Below are 18,909 nucleotides of genomic sequence, written 5' to 3'. Positions count from 1 at the left end.
TTCCTCTATAATCATTTTATGACACAAAAAATTCCTTTCCGTGATTACCATTTATTTTCTTTATTAGAAGCCTATGACAGGCAAACTTTACCTCTTGATCTTTTCATCAGTCATTATTTTAGAGAACATTCTTCTTTAGGGTCAAAAGACCGAGGGTTTTTAGCAGAAACCATTTATGCGTTAATACGCTGGAAAGGATTGCTAGAATATCTTGCCCCTTCTTCTTCCTGGCAGGAAAAATATATTGTTTACCAAATAACAGACTTATCTAAAATGCAGGCTCGTGAAGATATTCCTCTTCATGCACGAGTCAGTTTTCCTTCCCATTTATTTGAATTATTCGAAGAATGTTATGGGGTAGAAAAAGCTATTAAATTATGTTTAATCAACAACACCACTGCCCCTACAACAATTAGAGTCAATCGAATCAAGACAACAAGAGATTCTTTATTTAAAAGATGGGAAGGTCAATATAAAATCTCCCATACACGCTATTCTTCAGAAGGAATCATCTTTCATAAGAAAATTAACTTTTTTAGTCTCCCCGAATTTAAAGAAGGCTTATTCGAAGTACAGGACGAAGGAAGCCAACTATTGGCACAGCTTGTCCGGCCTAAACCTGGTGATCAAGTATTAGATTATTGCGCAGGATCAGGTGGTAAAACGTTAGCATTTGCTCCTCACATGGAACATCGAGGGCAAATTTATCTTCATGATATTCGCCCTTTTGCCCTTCAAGAAGCAAAAAAAAGGTTGAAACGAGCAGGCATTCAAAATAGTCAAATTCTTTTACCAAATAGCCCTCAATTATCAAAATTAAAAAAAAAGATGAATTGGATTTTAGTAGACGCTCCTTGCACAGGGACGGGTACATTACGCCGTAATCCTGACATGAAATGGAAATTTGATGAAACCGTTCTCCCTCGCTTGATTGGTCAACAAAGAACAATTTTTGAAAAAGCTTTAAGTTTTTTACACCCTGAAGGGCGCATTGTATATGGGACCTGTAGCATGTTAAATGCTGAAAATCAGAACCAATTAGAACATTTTATTAAAACATATTCTCTTGAAATGGAAGGAGAAATATTCCAAACAATCCCAGCTCAGGGGGAAATGGACGGTTTTTTTGGAGTTGTTCTTAAAAGAGCATAACTTTATCATGTAATGGCAGTTTCCATAAATATATACCTTTAACATATAAAATTTTATTTCTTGTTATGAAAAAAACTATCTTTATTGCTTCTCTTTCTTTCTTTTTAACTTTTTACGCGCTAGAAGCAATTAAATCGGACGACTTCCTTTCTTCTTCTCGTACTGAAGAACCTAAAATTTTTATTAACAATCGAATTCTAGCAAGAATTAATGGTAAACCTATTTCTGCCTATGACCTTGTCAAAAAAATGGATGTCACCTTCTATAAACAATTTCCCCAATATCTTTCTTCTACCGAAGCTCGCTACCAATATTATCAATTTAGTTGGAAATATGCTTTAGAAGATTTAATCAATAAAGAACTTATTTTAGCTGATGCCCAAGAAAGTAAAGTTGAGGTAACTAGTGGAGATGTTCGACAAGAAATGGAACTCATGTTTGGCCCTAACATTATTGCGAGTTTAGATAAAATTGGTTTATCTTTTGAGGAAGCTTCAAAAATTGTTCAAGGTGATATTCTTTTAAAGCGTATGATCGGTGCCAGGGTCAATGGTAAAGCTATTCGTCAAGTCACACCCTCCAGGGTCCGTAAAAGCTATGAAGACTTTATTAAAGATCCAGCAAATATCCGATTGACTATCTGGAACTATAAAGTTTTGACAATTAAAGATCGTAATCTCAAAAAATCTGAAGAAATCGCCCAGGCTGCTTATCAACTTCTTAAGAAGGGGTTTTCAATTGAAGAAGTTCCTGCTAAATTAAAAGAAGGGAAATTGCTTGGTCGCAAAGGAAAAGTAACTGTTTCAAAGGTAATCCATAACAATGAAAAAGAACTTTCTAAGTCCTATCAACAAATTTTAAATCCTTTAGATACAGGAATGTATAGCCTACCTTTCGAAAATAAAAGTCGCGTTGAGCATACCACTGTCTATCGAATTTTATTTGTTCAAGAAAAAATTCCTGGTGGTTACCCTTCCTTTAAAGAAATGGAACCTGTTTTAAAGGAACGACTTTTAAATCAAGTGGCTGATGAAGAGACTGACTTATACCTCAAAAAATTACGAGAACATTTTTACGTCAGAGATAAAGACTTAGAAGCAATGGTTCCTGCTGACTATCAACCTTTTGTTTTAAAATAAGCAAATTTATGCCTATTTATAAACCCAGCGAATTACGCCTTTTTTTAAATCAACTTGGAATTTTCCCCAAAAAAGGGCTCTCTCAAAATTTTTTGATTGATGGAAATATCATTCGTAAAATCGTTAGAGCTTCGGACGTACAGCCAGGAAATCTTGTCTTAGAAATTGGCCCAGGGCCAGGCTCATTAACACAAGCTATGCTAGAAGCAGAAGCCCATGTAGTGGCTGTTGAAAAAGACTCTGTACTAGCCCGCGAATTAAAAAGATTTCAAACACCATCAAAGCAACTTGAAATATTTTGTGAAGATATTTTAATGTTCTCAGTTGAAGAAGAGCTTCAAAGTCGATTAAGAGATGATCAGAAAGCAAAAGTGATTGCTAATCTTCCTTATCATTTGACAACTCCAATTCTCGCAGAAATGGTTGTTCGACGAAAACTTTTTTCTTCGTTAACTGTTATGGTACAAGAAGAAGTCGCTAGGCGTATGACAGCTTTACCTGGCCAATCTGATTATAGCTCTTTTACAATCTTTCTGAATTTTTATTCTAAGCCCCGCTATGGTTTTACGGTCAGCCGAAATTGCTTTTACCCTGCCCCAAAAGTTGATTCTGCTATCGTTGTTTTAGAATTAAAAGAGCCCCCTCCTAATATTGATGCACAAGTCTTTTTTAAAATCACTCGTACAGCCTTTGAACAGCGTCGTAAAATGCTTCGTGCCTCACTCAAATCTCTTTTTGACCCAACTAAAATATCAAACGCTTTAGAAATAATTGGGCAAAATCCTCAAGCTAGACCGGAAGTTTTATCTTTAGAAGATTTTATTAAACTATATCACGAACTATATAGCTCTGAAAGGCATTAATGCCATTCAGCATCGATAAACTCAAAATTTTCTTTTTTTAATAATCTCATTCATCATATTTTTGCATTTAAAATAAATAAGGACATTTTTTAACCCGAGAGAATTTTTTCCTCGATTTTATCTGATGCTAGTTTTGCCGCTCTTCTATTTGAATTTAATTTAACTAAGCCATGCTTCAGGATGATCAAGTTATTTTTCAAATTTTATTTCCACTAATCTCATTGCATACTAAAAATATTTTAAACCAATATTTACTTTTAAGTTTTTAAGGCTATTTCTAGAAATTTTATAGGCTAAACCAAAATGACACTTTTTGCTTGACTCTACGCTTTTTTTATAACAAATTAAAAGTTAAATTGTTTAAAAAAATTAATTTATCAATAATTTCAAATTAATAAGTAATTAACTTATTCAAGATTATTTTAATTTATGAATTTTAGGCCAAAATTTTCTATTTTGTATTAACAATTAAACTGCGTCAATTTAGTTAGAATAAGGGGAATTTTTATCATTAAAAAATTTTAATGGTGAAACTTTATAATTGAAATTTATTTTCACCAATGCTTTCTTGCTTTAATGACAATCCATTTTAAAAGACATTTTATGTCCAATTAAGATTTGAGAGTTGAGTATATTTTAGAGTTCTTTTGGACGAGATTTCCAAATGAAAAACAATAACCCTAACATAAATAGGCTAATCAAACTTACCCACAGCCAAGAAAGTTGACCGAAAAAACCCTCGATATTAGCAATCCAGCTATAGGGCCATGCGTAAGAAACATCTCCTAATGCTAAAAGAGAGGCCTTTTTAATTAAGCTACCATTCTTAGCAATGAGATGTAACTCTCCCACTTGTTGATCTTTTTGGATAGGTAAAGATGGAATCATCCAATATAAAAGACATTTAGCTTCGGGATCTTCTGCCAGATAATAGTCTAACTTCACTGGTTCTTTTAAATGCGTTTGTAGCGGGCAAGCAGCTTTAGGAAGATTCTGAGCAAATGATTGTCTTCCTTCTTTCAAAAATGTACGTTGAATTTTAGGTTGATTGAAAGCAGCATCAAACAATTTAATAGCATCTTGAAAAATGGTATTTCTCTCTTGATAACCCAACAAAACCACTATCAAAGTCCTTTCTTCCGATCGAGCGACTCCAATATATGTTTTTTTAGCTTTTGCATGATAACCAGTTTTTCCTCCAATCGCTTTAGAATAATAAAAGCTTCCGGGGCGAATTAACCGATTTGTCTGTAATAAAGTCGTTGCCGCTTGTTTATTCGTTTTTGGTCTTAAATATTTTTTTTGTGCAATCAATTCGCAAAAAACAGGTTGTTTCAAAGCTTCTTTGGTTATTAGAGCTAAATCGTAAGCCGTTGTTTGATGTTGAGGATGATGCAGACCATGAGGATTATAAAAAGTTGTTTTCTCACAGCCAATTTTTTTTAAGTAAACGTTCAACTCTGCCATAAAAACTGGAATTGTAGGGCCTAGGGCATTAGCAATTACGTTTGCGGCATCATTTCCAGAAGGAATTAACATCCCTCCTAAAAGATCGTGCAATGACATCATTTCTCCTTTTTTCAGACCTATGTGACTGCCATCAGGTTCTAGTCGATAAGGAGGATCATAATTAGTTTTCTTCTTAGCTTCTTGCGAAAGTGTTGTCAGCGAGTCTTGCTCAGCGGTCATCATTTGGTTAAGATCTTGCTTTTTACTTAACGCATATAAAGCTGTGGCTACTTTTGTTGTACTGGCTGGAAATTGGCAAGTGTAGGCTTCTTGTTCAAATAGAATTGCTCCACTTTCAGCATTAAGTAAAATAGCCGCTTCCCCAGCAATTTTAAAATCAAGGGGGGCTGATCGTAAGGAAAAAGAAATTATTGTCACAAAAAAAATGTACCAGACTCTCATTTTAAACCCATGTTCAACTTAACGCTTACTTACTAAAATATTACGAATAAAATCCAAGAAATTATAAAAAAAAACAACTAGAAAATTGAAAATCAATTAAAAAATAAATTAAAATTATTATATAAGATTAGTATTTTCAGACCTCTAGAAGTGAATGAATTTACTAATTGAATGAAATTAGCCAATACGTTTTTATTCCATAGAAAGAGATAAGAGAGCTATATATGCACAATTTAGCAATAATTGAAGAATATTATAAAAAATTTAGTAAGAATCTTTCTTATTGGATTCCTGATGGGATTTTTTACGTTAACCTTGATCTCCTTCATCATTTTGATTTATTACATTTTCAGCCCTTGACAAAAAAGAAAGCTCAATTGATCCCTCGTTATTTTCATATCATTGAATCGACAGATAAAATTACCTTAGTTAATGATGATTATATCGTATGGATTGTTCCCGATCAGCTAGATGATTTACCTGTCACTTATACATTAATTGCTTTAAATAAGCCTGAAGAAGATGTTCACTTAGAAGCTACTTTTATAGCGTCCGGAATTTATAACAATTCTAAAATTGTTTTAAAAATATTGGAAAGTTTTTTGGCAGAAATTCAAGACAATGAACAGCAACTATCTCAACTGAAAGACTCTTACAATCTATGATTTTAAATGCATTCTCTAAGTTTTAAACCTATTGTTCAGGATCCATAATGTATTTAATCAAAGAAAGGATATTGCCCTCCTTACCTCTTTGGTATTCTACTTTATCCATAATTTCGACATAAAGATAAATTCCATATCCTCCAATCTTCAAATTCGTTGAGTTGTTTTTCTTATTAGAAAGGCCTTTTTTTACAGGATTAAAAGGGATTCCTTGATCTTTGATTAAAATGCGAATCCCGGGTTTTAATGAAGTTTTGTCACAAATAATTTCTATTTTCCCAATTTGGTCTGGATATCCATAGTGAATAATATTTACAAGAGCTTCTTCAGCGGCAATAACAATTTTATTGAGTGTGTAAGAATTTATATGATGGGATTGCCCATAAGATTGAATAAAACTAAGCATTTCATGAAGTTGGCTAAGATTAGCTAAAAATGTTTTTTGATGCATAGATTTACTGCATATTTACCAACTTTGGGTCACATAATCTACAATTTTTTCGGCTAACTGTCGATTTAATGGATACATAACAGCGTCATGTGCAGCATCATAATCGTTAAGTTGTCCTAAAGAAAATACATTTATCTCATGATAACTAGAATAGAAATCATGATCAAAATCTATACTCGTTTTAATTCGTGTTGGCCCTCTGATGATTCTTCCTGAAGAAGCTTCCGTAATAATCACTTCTGCAACAGCATTTAAGCGAGTTTCAGTAGGAATAACAGTTTTTTTTAACTCTCCTTGCCTTTTTCGGTCATAGCGGAAGCCAATATTTTCATCACGAAATTCAATGAGTTTTATCTTCAAAATTAACTCTCCATGAGATGAGACATAACGAAAGGCACCAGTTTCACTCATTCTTTTAATGACTTCAGCTGTCACTCCCCCTTCCTGATCACCCACTACATAAGGAATGGCTATCGTTTGATATTGATCAGCCAATTCTCCTCTTCCAAATTGATATTGACAGCTTGAAAAAAAACCCAATAAAAAAAAACACATCAGATTGAATTTATTCATCGCAGCTAAGGTCTTTGCATGCGCTGTTGAGGAGTTTTCTTTGTCAAGCTATAATGAAGGATATAAGGAGTTGTCCCAATTTTTTCCTGGACATCTAATTGAGAATCCATTTGCTCATTTGTTTTCCCATTGACTGATTCATGATCGGGAAGAACAGCATCGGATTGCAAATCATAAAAAATAAAATCGTTAAGTTGGGATTCATATGGACGAGCATTAACTATCTCTTCTTGATAACAGTTTTTTGGGAGGACTTCTGCAGTGTCTACAGAGGAGTGATTAATAAGAACTTCTTCAACAAGGTGTTCTTGGTTAACTTTATCTGAAGATAACTGTAGACTTAAAATTTGCGATTGAGTTTCAGGTGAGTATGCATTTTCAAAAAAAGTTTGAGCTTCAGGATTTTCTTCTTGCATAGGCAGACTTTCATTTTCACAAGGCTTTTTCTCTTGGCAAGAATTTTCTATTTTGCCTGATTCTATCAAAATTGGTTGTTCTTCTTCATATTCACACCCAAATGATTTCAAACGTGAGCGACAATAACCTGCTACATATGTATCAGGAAATTCTTCAATCGAGCTACGAAAATAGATAGCAGCTGCATCAGGGTGGCCCATTCTTTCGTAAAATAACCCCATGTCGCACAAACCTTTGGCATACATATCCTTAATTCTTTGAACATACCTTTCTGCAAGTTCAGTTTTTTCTTCACGAGGAAATTCTTCTTTAAATTTCCGCGAATTGAGTTCTGCTAATGCCAAAATATCGGGATTTTGAAATTCATAAATACTTTGTTGGGAGTAAGATTCAGCAATTTTAAGATAACACAGTGGAGTCATTTCATGTTTAGGAAATCGGCGAATTAAAATTTGATATGTTTCAATAGCTTCTCTAAAACTTTCCATTTTTTGCAGCAATTGAGCCTTAGAATATAAAGCATTAACCGTCATATCACTGTTCGGCATTGCGACAATGATTTCATCGTAAATTGCTAAAGCTATTGTTTGCCCAGACATCCATTTAGGAAAATAACGAAATGTTAAAGGCCTTCTTCTTTTTCCGCAGCGAAAATGCTCTGCAATGCAGAATTTATAATGCACAGCATCTTCAAAAAAAGCCGGTTGTTCGACAGAAGTCAAATATATTGAAAATGCATTATTTGCGAAGTCATACTCTTTTCTTTCAAAATAACAGACTCCTAAATAATAATAGGCTTCAGCTGCTTCTGTAGAATTTGGAAAAAAATAAACTACTTTTTCAAATTCATCCATCGCAAAACGCCAATTCTGCTTATTATAATAATGACACCCTTTATTGTAATGTTGGTTTAGGTATCTTTGAGCCTCTTGTTGACTTGAAAAAGGCCTGGATTTCGAAGCTTCTACAAAAGAATGAAATCCTAAACAGATAGTTAATATGAGGAGGAGTAAAAAAGATCGTTGTTTCATAAACTCTCGCTAAATGAATTAACTTTTCAAAAAAATCGATTTGCTATTAAGGGATTTAGTTTATGAGGATACTTCCTTACTGTCAATCTAATACCCACTTATTCGATTTCTAAAACACAAGGAAGTTCACAAATTTTTTGTTTGAATTGTTCACTTAATGTAATTCCCCATTTAGCATCGATATGCAAGGTGGCAAGAGATTTAGTAGAATTATGAAAATCAATTAGAACAGACGTTGTTCCATGATGGTCTTGTATTAATTTTTTAATTTTTAAAATATGACTTAATCGTGCTTGATCAGCATTGAGTTTAATACACACTGTTTTCATCGAAGAGGCCTCTTGATTCTGTTTTACGATAATTTTTTCTGCCTTGGGCTTTTCTGATTGTTTCGTTGCAATATTTTTATTTTGAGCAAACCGAACTGCTTGATGTTTAGCCTTATCATAAGCTCGATCACAAGTTTCAATCATTTCTTCATTCGCTTTGGTTAGATCATCTAACCAGCGACAAGAAAGCTTAACTTCCTCATCTTTTTTTTCAATTTGTAAAACAGCATAAAGTAATTGATTTTCCTGAAGTAAATGGCTTTTTTCTTCAAAAAGATCGGGCCAAATAGGAAGCTCTTGTCTTTCCATCCCATCACTAATTGTCAAAATGGCAAATTTTTTTTGCGATTTTGATGCAATCCTAATTTGAAGTGATTCTACAATAAAAGCTGAGCGAAAAACTGCATCATGGTTTAATTGATCTAAACGCCTCAAGGGTACACAAGAAAGACGCTGGAGAATGTCTTTATATTCATCCATGGGATGACCTGTCAAAAAAAACCCTAATAATGCTTTTTCCTTACGCAAGAGATCTTGACGAGAAGTTTTATTTTTGACTTCGGGAGGTTTTCTGAATTGATTAGTCATTTCATCATCCATCTTTGCAAACAAAGACATAAAACCCATTGCTTGCTCTTTTTGTTCTTTAGATGATGATTCATACATCGGATCAATGCTCATCACTAAAGCATCTCTAGCCCAGCCTGTAAAATCAAAACTCCCTGCTTCAACTAAACTTTCTACAACTTTTTTACCTACTTTCTTGGTATCAATTCTTTTAAAAAATTCATAAAAATTTTTAAAAGGCCCTCTTCTTTGCCTTTCTTGTACAATTGCTTCAACAACCCCAGCCCCCACTCCTTTAATTCCAGTCATAGCAAATCGAATTCCTTGCTTAGTGGCCTGAAAAATTTCTCCTGCTTCGTTAATATCAGGAGGAAGCATGGGAATATTCATGCTTTGACATTCACGAATAAACTTAGCAACTTTTGATAAATCATCCCGATCACAGGTCATCAGAGAAGCCATCCATTCGCCAGGGTAATTGGCTTTTAAATAAGCCGTTACATAAGAAAGATAGCCATAAGCAGCAGCATGAGATTTGTTAAAACCATAAGCAGCAAACTTTTCCATCTTATCAAAAATCAACATAGACGTTTGGTTATCGATTTGATTTTCCAATGCTCCTAAGCAAAATTTTTCTCTTTGCTTAGCCATTTGATCCATATCTTTTTTACCCATGGCTCTTCGCAATACATCCCCTTCTCCAAGAGAAAAATTAGCCAGCTTACTCGCAATTTGCATCACCTGCTCTTGATAAACCATGATACCATAAGTTTCTGCTAAGATATCTTTCATCCATGGATGGTCATTCTCAATAGCTTCTCGTCCATGCTTACGATTGATAAAAGATGGAATCATATCCATCGGCCCCGGACGATAAAGTGCCCCTACCGCAATAATTTCTTCAAAACGATCTAAATGAAGTTGCCTTGCAAGGTCTTGCATGCCTCCGGACTCTAACTGAAAGATCCCTAACGTTTTACCTTGATTTAATAAGTCAAATGTAGGTTTATCGTCTAAAGGGAGGTTAATCCAATCGATCTCTTTTCCAGTGCTCGCTTTCACAGCATTTACACAAATCTGGATAGCAGTCAGTGTCTTCAAGCCTAAAAAATCTACTTTCAACATTCCCACAGCCTCAACAGGCTTCATAGAAAATTGGGTGACAGGAATATCGGAATCTTTAGAATTACAGATAGGAATTAAATTTGTCAGAGGGACTCCGCTAATGATAATTCCCGCTGCATGAATTCCTGTATTCCGTATTGATCCCTCAAGCTTTTTAGCAAGATCGATTAAACGTCCTACTTCTTCATCATTTTCATAGAGTTGGCGCAAATCTTGATCTTTTTCTAAAGCTTTATCTAAAGTGATATTTAAATCTTCCGGGACTAATTTGGCAATTTCATTTACTTTTGACAAGGGAACACTCAAAACTCGTCCCACATCTTTTAAAGCCATTTTGGCTTTCATTGTGCCGAAAGTGATAATCTGTGCAACGTTATCTTTTCCATATTTCTGTAACGTATAGGCAATGACTTCCCCTCGTCTATCCATGCAAATATCAACGTCAATATCAGGATAGGAAATACGTTCAGGATTAATAAAACGCTCAAAAAACAAATGAAAACGTAAAGGTTCGATATCGGTTATCCCAATTAAATACAACACAATCGAACCAGCTCCTGATCCACGCCCAGGCCCCATGGGAATTCCGTTTCTTTTTGCCCAATTAATGAAATCCCAAACAATTAACAAATAATCACTCATTCCCTTAGGAACGATAATACTCATTTCATAATTTAACCGTTCTCGAACAACATCTAACGGATTGCGATCAGGATAAATTTCTTGAACTTTAGCAAGTCTCTCAATTGTATAACGATTCGAAATTCCTTCTTCACAAAGCTTCCAAAGATAATTTTCAACTTCTTTTTTTTGCTCAACTTTTTCAAAAGGCCGGTTTTCTAAAGAAGGTGGTAGATAGACAGGATAATGTTTTGTTTTAAAATCAATCTCAACCAAGCATTGCTCAGCAATTTTTTGAGTATTTATGATGGCTTCTGGAACGTCTTTAAAAAGTTGTTCCATTTGCTGAGAGGATTTAAAGTAATATTCGTGAGAAGGATAAGTTTGCCTTTTAGGATTTGGAATTCGAAATTTCGGTGTACCATATGCATCTTTCTCCCATATTTCACAAGGTTCTCCCGACTGAATATTGAGTAAAATTTCATGTGCACGCCAATCTTCACGATCAATGTAATGTACATCATTTGTCGCGACAAAAGGAATATGATGTTCTCGACTCAATGCAATAAGCGCTTCATTCACTTTTTGTTGTCGATTAAAATAATCTTGATACTGCTGAACAAGCCACGACTCTTGATAAAGGCCATCTTGTTGAATATCTTCTGCTGCCATCTCGTGACGTTGTAAGTCTAAATAAAACCTATCTTTAAAAACCTCTTGGCACCAAAGCAGGTGATCTTGAATTGATTTGACATTTTCTTGTAGAATTTCGTGGGCTAAAAGAGTTCCTAAGCTACCTGACAAACAGATCAATCCTTCACTATGCTTTCTAAGCAAATCATGATCAACTCTTGGATAGTAATAAAATCCTTCAATATAGCCACTGGAGGAAAGTTTAGCCAAGTTCTGATATCCTCGATTATTCTGGGCTAGCAATGTCAAATGATATGCGGCTCGTTGGCCGTAAACCTTTGTTTTCTCTAGGCGAGAGCCAGGTGCCACATAAAGCTCACATCCTATAATCGATTTTACTTTAGCTTCTTTACAGGCTTTATAAAAATCAACAATACCAAATAAATTGCCATGATCAGTCAAAGCAATCGAGGACATCCCCTCTTGAAAAGCTCTTTGAGAAAGATCTGATATAGAAGCGGAAGCATCTAAAATTGAATATTGAGAATGAGTACGAAGATGAACAAAGGGGCTACTAATCATAAGAAGGCTACTTTAATCCAGGATAAAACAATGAACTTCGCTAAACACTATCATAAATAATCAGGCGTTAATAAATTATAAACAGTTATTTAAATTATTCGAATTTGCAGATTGGTTATTTGATATGATAACTAAATTATCGACATTAATAAAGATATTATCGACTATAAATCATAGCAGATTGAATAAATAATCCAAAGAAACGTTGTTTCACTAATGAATAGAAACTCGGCTTATTCAATTGAGATTTACTAAAAATAAACAGCTTAAGAAAAGAAAAATACATTTCATTTCTTAAGCCATAGATCACATTTTGTTATTAATAGGTTTATTTACTAATTACCTTCAACAACTTGACGTCGCTTATAAACAAATGGCCCCTGATTAGTGTTTGTACCTAAATAAGCATTACTAAAATGCCAAATGTTTACCCCAACTGCAACTATCGACAAGCCAACTTGAACTGGATATTGTCTTGCAAATGGATATGAAACTGCTACATTAAAAATTTGTGTTATAATAGTTGCTATATCAAAGCATTTTCCGACGTTATTATAGATACTGTCTGATACTTGGATTCCTACTTCATATTTGCGAGCCAAATGAACAAATCCTTTTGCTATTAAAGGCACGGCTGCTATTCCAAATATTAAGTGCCCAAAACGATCAGAACCTATCTTTGTAACAGTCAGAATAATGGGTGATGCCAAAAGAGCAAAATTTGCTGCTTGAAGAGTTTTTTTCAACAAATCAGAATTCAATCCACTTGTTCGGCAGTCCATTGCCGTCAAAGTTGCCATTGCTTGATTAATAAACATTATAAACCTCTAATTAATTTTTGTTATTTCTTATTCAAATAGATTTAAAATTATAAATAATTCAATTCTTTATAAATTAATTTAAATCTAATTGTTTAAATTAGCATACAATAGAAATAAATAGAACGCTATGATTAAATTTTACCTATGATTGATTAAAATTCTAATCACTTGTCAGAATCTTTACTCATACAACGGGGCTGCATCCATACTAAATAAAGTTCATTTTATTGTAATCCAAATTATTTGATATAGAATTAGGTCCTTTTGAGCACACTTAAGTAAAGCGAAAATTATAAAGGCAACGTCTATTGTACAAGAGTTACCAAATCCAAGCCTTCTTATGTTTTTATAAGTAATTTCTGCTATTTTGCCCCTTGTTTGAGCTTCACAAGCAAAAAGAATAACCGCTTTTGAAATTAAAGGCTGCTGTTATTCTATAGTCGTTGCTAATGCTAGTTGTTGCTACTACGACTTTAAAGAGTTTGGAACTTAATTTGCTACATTAAAAATGCTTGATGATATAAGCAAATCACAATTATCAGATTGTGCAAATCGACAAGATGCTGATGTCATAGTAATCGCCATTACTTGGCTGATCAGCATCATAAAATTTTATACAATAAATATTTTTATTAATTTCTGTAAGAGAATTTAAAATTAAGATGCCTAATCTCGTTGATAAGAGAGATTTTAAATCGAAAAAATTCTCATTAATTTAATGTGTGAGAATCCAAAACAAGCGTTCTTGTCACAAAAAACGATATATCCAAAAATAGTGTATCTACAATGTTTCTTTGATTTGATAAATAGCTTTTAATTTTCAATTCTATTCGACTGGCAGCCACTATTCGAATTAATCATTATCAAAATAAGCAATATCTTACAAAATTACAAAAAATGTTCTCAATCTCATTTCCATCTTTACCATTTTGAATAACTAAAGTTAAAATTTTTGGATAAATTTAATCAGTTTAGTCGATTAATTTAAATACAAAGATTCAAATGAGATAAGAAAATTTCATGCATATATAAATAAAACACTTACAATTCAAAAATAAATTAAACTTATTATATTTAATTTGAATTATAAACCAAAGAGAATGACATACAATAAATAAGTATCTTTTATTGTCAAAAAAAATAAACTGCAAAATGGAATCAACTATTAAAAAAGTTCCAAATTGCAAATTTATTTTACTGTAGTTTTTTATCTTCTTATTTAGAAGCTAACGCAGGCGAACTAACAGGAGAACTCGATTTATTTTTAGGCTTTAAAGTGGTGGCAGAAACTGACCAAAGTGGAATAAGTAGAAATAGTGCAATAATACAACATCCCATTAAAGCCCAATAAAAACCTTGCCATCCCCATTGCTGAGTGATATATCCCAAGGGGTAGCCTGCAAAAGCAGCTCCGATATAAGCAAAAAAACCAACAAATCCAGTTGAAGTTGCCACTGCTTTTTTATGAGACAGTTCTGCAGCCGCTAATCCAATCATCATTTGTGGGCCAAAAATAGAAAAACCTATACAAAACATGAGGACAGAATCAAATAACAAATAGCCAGAGGGTATCATCCAAAAAATGGCAATAAAAGCAAACATTCCTAGTGTAAATAAAACATTAATAGGTCCTCTTTTTGCGCCGAAAAGTTTATCTGATGACCAACCAGCAGCTAGACTTCCAAAAAATCCGCCAACTTCAAACAAAGAAACACATCCATTTGCTCCAATGCTACTATATCCTTTGGATTCAACTAAAAATAAAGCTGTCCAATCATTGATTCCTGTTCGTACGGCATAAACAAAAAAATAAGCGAGCGCTAATATCCAAATATAGGAATTTTTAAGAACAAAATTGACTAATAGTTGTTTTGTTGTTAATTGTTCAGCCTCATTGTCTGCCTCAGCTTTATCCACATAGTCATTACGGTATTTTTCAATAGGAGGTAATCCAAGAGACTGCGGAGTATCTCTTAAACGATTGATTAAGAAAAAACTGATGAGGATGCATAAAATTCCAGGAATATACATGGCATAACGCCAGCCAAAATATTGGAGAGTAATTCCTGCTATCCAGGGGATTAAAAAACCGCCTACATTATGTGAAACATTCCATGTGGACCACCACGAACCTCTTTCTGAATGCGAATACCATTGAGTTAAAAAGCGCGCACAAGGAGGCCAACCAAATCCTTGAAACCATCCATTAAGACCCCAAAATAGGGCAAAAAAGAAAATAGAAGAAGAAAGCCCAAAACAAATATTACAAATACCCGTTAACATTAACCCAATCGCCATCATATAACGAGAGTTAGTACGATCTCCAATGATCCCACTTGCAAATTTACTTACTCCATACGTAATTGAAAGAATACTTCCTAAAATTCCTAACTGGCTTTTATCAAAGCCCAAATCTTGAATAAGACCAGGCATCGCAAAAGTAAAACTTTTTCGAGTAAAATAGTAGAAAGCATATCCTATGAACATCGAATAAAGAATGCGAATACGCCAATATTTATATTGATCTTTGACAAGCTCTTGGTCTTTTAATTCAGGAATATGGGGAGCTGGTTGCAGCAAATTGAGCAATTTATTCACAAGGTCTCCTTAAAGTTCATCCTAAGGCTATAGCAAACCGAATTTAATTAACGTTTGAACAGGCTGCAATTGCCGCATTCAGCTTAGGTTCAGGTTGGTTTTCAATATTCTGATATCTATAAATCTATTATTGCTTTACTACATCCGACTCAATATTCGAAAGCTTTTTTTATTCATTCAAGGCTATTTTTTAATATTTTCCCTGCAAAATCACTTTACAAGCATCCAAATTTACACAAATTTTTTCTTAAAAAAATCAACATCGATTAAGTAAGAACTTTAACTTTAAAGGTAGATCTGTGTCTAAAAAACGTTAAATTTTTACAATAACATCTATTTTTGCCATGAGCTTTCTAAAAGTCAAGAAATAAGACTATTTATGAATATAAAATGAAAAATTCATATTATATAAAGTTTTTAAAATTATTAAATAGTAAATAAATATTTAAATTAATTAAGAATTTAATTCTGAATTTATTTTCCATTAAAATAACTAAATTATAAATAGGGGGAGAATTCCTGAAGAGGTTAAGACTTTCTCAGGAAAATTTCATTCAATTTTATTAATTAATTTAGTAATAAAAACTTCTTTAGCTAGAAAATGTTTAGAATGTAAATAGACAGACCAAATCATTAGAAGATAGACTCTAATTAATCATTGCTATAGAATGATTGCCTCTATCACGTACTTTACTTTACCCAGAATATATCAAAAAAAGAATAATCGACTTTAATCGCCGACTAAGAATAGGATAGAGAATAAAAACCTATTTTTTAACAGCTAAATTCTCATTGACGCTTCTTTTTAAATATGTTAAAAATTTTTAAAAATATAATTAGCAAGGTATTTAGCTTCTTATGATTCGGCTTACAATAAACGCCTCATCGGATTCAGAAATACATCTATTTGATCAATCCACAATTCTGATCGGGGCAGATGCGAAACAAGCAGACCTCGTTTTGCCAGGAAATTCCATCCAACCCATTCACCTAAAAATTATTAACCAAAATGGTTTTTTAATTTTGATTAATCAAGCTAAAGACCCTTTTGTTTCTATTAATGGACATCCTTTTGGAAAAAAATTATTAAATTCGGGAGATGTCATTTCTGTTCATCAAAATCAACTCTTATTTGAAAATCTCGCTCATACAAGCCTTGAAAACTCGAATGATACACCTTTATTTTCTAATCATGCTCTTGATCAAAAAACGTCCGGAGAAGACCCGGATCAGTCAGGCAAAATTGCATCTTCGTACTCACTAAACATGTCTCTGCCTTTTGAAAACGAAATCGAAGCGTTAAGCGATAATGAATGGAATCAAACAAATTTAGATCAATACTTAAACCTCTCCACTGATAGTACACATTCAATTAGTCCAATTTCTTCGAACAATTCTAAGAATAAAGAACCAGGTGAAAAGAAGAGTCAAAGCCTCAAAGATGATTATCTACGAGATTTAGATGATGAAAATCAAACTAAAAAAGATACCGTATTTAATTACACCCTTACTGAATCTGGACATTTGATAAGAGCTTGGAAATGGTTTATTTTGTTCATCTTATTAATTTTGACCATCACTGGATTTGTAGGAACCATTATTTACTTTAGATTCAGCGATAAGGCCGAAATTCAAGAAACAATTGCTTCTCAAGGAGTCGCAGATGTGGCAATGGCATTAACATACGCGAAACTATACAGACTTAAACCCCATAATCAAAATTGGGCAGATCTCGATTTCTTAAAAAACAATTTTCAAGCTATTCTAGCTGATACGCCCTCATATGGCAATCAGATCGATGCTCAAGGTCAGTTTATCTGCTGTCCTTACACATTAAGAATTTATACAAATAGCGATTTATCTCATTTCCTGTTAATTGCTCAGCCTGCACCAAGTATTTATTATTGGTTAATTCCAAAATCAACCATCGTTGTTGATTCCAATGCAATGGAATTGCGCACATTAAAAGATCTACGCACTTTAAATCGTCTGCTCGCTAATCCAGAACCTTTAGAAGGGACCAATGGTAAAGATATTTCCGCTTTGATTAAACAAGGAACTCTCACTCGACTAGCTACTCTTTCAACCGATCCTAATCAACAAGATTTTTCTCCACCAAAAAATTTAGGATGGATCAAACCTGGAGCAGAAAATTTTATCTATAATTCCCCCCGGTATTTTCGTTTAGGCCATCCTTTAATACAAAAAGCAATCAATCTTGCAACCGCAAAAGGAACTAGCCAAGAAGTTTCTGCATTAAAACAAGATGTGGAAAATTTTTCTAAACTTCCTCATGCAGTGCTTTACTCAGAGCAAGGAAAAAAAACAGCTTTACAAACAAAACAAGGGATTGCCACCTTTGCTCCATCCAATAAAATTCTTTTGGGATATCTTTTATTTAATAAACAGGGAAAAATTCAACAAGCTCATTTACTTAAAGATGAAGAAGAAATCAAAGATCATATTTTTTTGAAAGAAAAAGAACAGATTGCATTGATTGGATCAGAAATAAATGAAAAAAATATTAAAGAAGAAAACGAACCACTTCATATGGACCATACCACCCACGTCGATTTTAACCATCCTATCTATATCCAACTACAAGCTTTAACGCTGGCGAGAGAAAATGAACTTACCCCTCTTTCTACCGCTTTAAACCATTTAATCAATCGAGAATTACACCATCCTAGTGGACATTTTCAAACCGATTTTCAAACTCTTTCTCATTCTTATTTGATGACTGACGCCAAACATCGACAATTACTTAAAGAAGCACTTGAAATGCTTTATCAGCAATATGAAGATATGCCGATTAATCAATTTATTGTTTTTGTTAAACAGCTTCATTTAGAGCATTTAATTATAAAAAATGATAAATCTATCGGCTTTGTTGATGAAAATTGTATTCAAAATTTAGAAACAATGTTAACGCAAATAGAAAAAGCTAAATCATTAATAGAATTGGATAATCTAATTCATATTTGCAATTCATGGTTAAATTTTGATTACATCAAAGATCCTGAAGAATTGATCAAATATCAAAACCTGGTCAGAAATAGCGTGTTAAGTCAATTAGAAAAACATCTTTTATCTCAAACAAAGTATGTTAATGTTAAAGAGCAAGATAAAGAAATTTTAAAAAAGATTTTAAGTCACAAGCGTCTGATTAAATCAGAAGAAAAAGATTTTTTTTTAGAAGAATTTGAAGCATTGTTAACAAATAAATCTACTTTTCAAGAAGAAAATGCGGAAGCTTCAGTTTCTACTTCTACAGAAGAAAAAATAGAAATACAGCCAGACCGAACTGTTTCTGGCAATATCGAACTTTAATTTTTAATTAAATTCTAAAGCTTATGACAACATGCAAAATTGATCGATAGAAATCCAAAGTTTGGACATTGCTGAAAAATTAACTTGTCTATTATTTTATC

General features: G+C 33.2%; 12 protein-coding genes. 5 read left to right on the top strand and 7 right to left on the bottom strand.

Going from position 1 to position 18,909, the window contains the following annotated elements:
- Nucleotides 1–18: 18 nt before the first annotated feature.
- The 3 genes from BU804_RS06775 to rsmA all read left to right on the top strand — a co-directional run bounded on the left by BU804_RS06775 (nt 19) and on the right by rsmA (nt 3,154).
- Nucleotides 19–1,152: an RsmB/NOP family class I SAM-dependent RNA methyltransferase gene (locus BU804_RS06775; protein ID WP_075883490.1), complete on the top strand. Its 1,134-nt coding sequence runs from the start codon at nt 19–21 to the stop codon at nt 1,150–1,152.
- Nucleotides 1,153–1,217: 65 nt separating this feature from the next.
- On the top strand, nt 1,218–2,291 hold the full coding sequence (locus BU804_RS06770; protein ID WP_075883489.1) for a peptidylprolyl isomerase: 1,074 nt from the start codon (nt 1,218–1,220) through the stop codon (nt 2,289–2,291).
- 8 nt (nt 2,292–2,299) lie between these two features.
- A complete protein-coding gene (gene rsmA, locus BU804_RS06765; protein WP_075883488.1) occupies nt 2,300–3,154 on the top strand; it encodes a 16S rRNA (adenine(1518)-N(6)/adenine(1519)-N(6))-dimethyltransferase RsmA in 855 nt (284 codons plus the stop codon).
- 636 nt (nt 3,155–3,790) lie between these two features.
- Here rsmA and BU804_RS06760 read toward each other — a convergent pair.
- Nucleotides 3,791–5,065 carry a D-alanyl-D-alanine carboxypeptidase family protein gene (locus BU804_RS06760; RefSeq protein ID WP_075883487.1) on the bottom strand — a complete coding sequence of 425 codons (1,275 nt, stop codon included), beginning with the start codon at nt 5,063–5,065 and terminating at the stop codon, nt 3,791–3,793.
- 224 nt (nt 5,066–5,289) lie between these two features.
- Between BU804_RS06760 and BU804_RS06755 the strand changes: the two genes are divergently transcribed.
- Nucleotides 5,290–5,730 (top strand): hypothetical protein, encoded by a 441-nt coding sequence (locus BU804_RS06755; RefSeq protein ID WP_075883486.1) that lies wholly within the window; start codon nt 5,290–5,292, stop codon nt 5,728–5,730.
- A gap of 28 nt (nt 5,731–5,758) precedes the next feature.
- Here BU804_RS06755 and BU804_RS06750 read toward each other — a convergent pair whose 3' ends face one another.
- From BU804_RS06750 to pgtP, 6 genes are all read right to left on the bottom strand, one after another.
- Nucleotides 5,759–6,181: an ATP-binding protein gene (locus tag BU804_RS06750; protein WP_075883485.1), complete on the bottom strand. Its 423-nt coding sequence runs from the start codon at nt 6,179–6,181 to the stop codon at nt 5,759–5,761.
- 15 nt (nt 6,182–6,196) lie between these two features.
- Nucleotides 6,197–6,754: a hypothetical protein gene (locus BU804_RS06745; RefSeq protein ID WP_075883484.1), complete on the bottom strand. Its 558-nt coding sequence runs from the start codon at nt 6,752–6,754 to the stop codon at nt 6,197–6,199.
- Between the two features lie 5 nt (nt 6,755–6,759).
- A complete protein-coding gene (locus tag BU804_RS06740; protein ID WP_075883483.1) occupies nt 6,760–8,202 on the bottom strand; it encodes a tetratricopeptide repeat protein in 1,443 nt (480 codons plus the stop codon).
- Between the two features lie 98 nt (nt 8,203–8,300).
- Nucleotides 8,301–12,059, bottom strand: coding sequence for a DNA polymerase III subunit alpha (dnaE, locus tag BU804_RS06735; RefSeq protein ID WP_075883482.1), 3,759 nt, complete (start codon nt 12,057–12,059; stop codon nt 8,301–8,303).
- Nucleotides 12,060–12,394: 335 nt separating this feature from the next.
- Nucleotides 12,395–12,877, bottom strand: a complete 483-nt coding sequence (locus BU804_RS06730; protein WP_075883481.1) for a hypothetical protein — start codon at nt 12,875–12,877, stop codon at nt 12,395–12,397.
- Between the two features lie 1,218 nt (nt 12,878–14,095).
- Complete coding sequence (pgtP, locus tag BU804_RS06725) at nt 14,096–15,478, bottom strand: MFS transporter (protein WP_075883480.1); 1,383 nt, start codon at nt 15,476–15,478, stop codon at nt 14,096–14,098.
- Between the two features lie 858 nt (nt 15,479–16,336).
- On the opposite strand from pgtP, the gene BU804_RS06720 reads away from it, so the two are divergent.
- Nucleotides 16,337–18,808, top strand: a complete 2,472-nt coding sequence (locus BU804_RS06720) for an FHA domain-containing protein (RefSeq protein ID WP_075883479.1) — start codon at nt 16,337–16,339, stop codon at nt 18,806–18,808.
- The last annotated feature ends 101 nt before the right edge of the window (nt 18,809–18,909 follow it).

This window comes from Candidatus Protochlamydia sp. W-9 (assembly GCF_001950615.1).
Lineage (GTDB): Bacteria > Chlamydiota > Chlamydiia > Chlamydiales > Parachlamydiaceae > Protochlamydia > Protochlamydia amoebophila.
The sequence above is the reverse complement of the archived record's forward strand: the minus strand, read 5'-3'. Positions and strand labels throughout refer to the sequence as shown.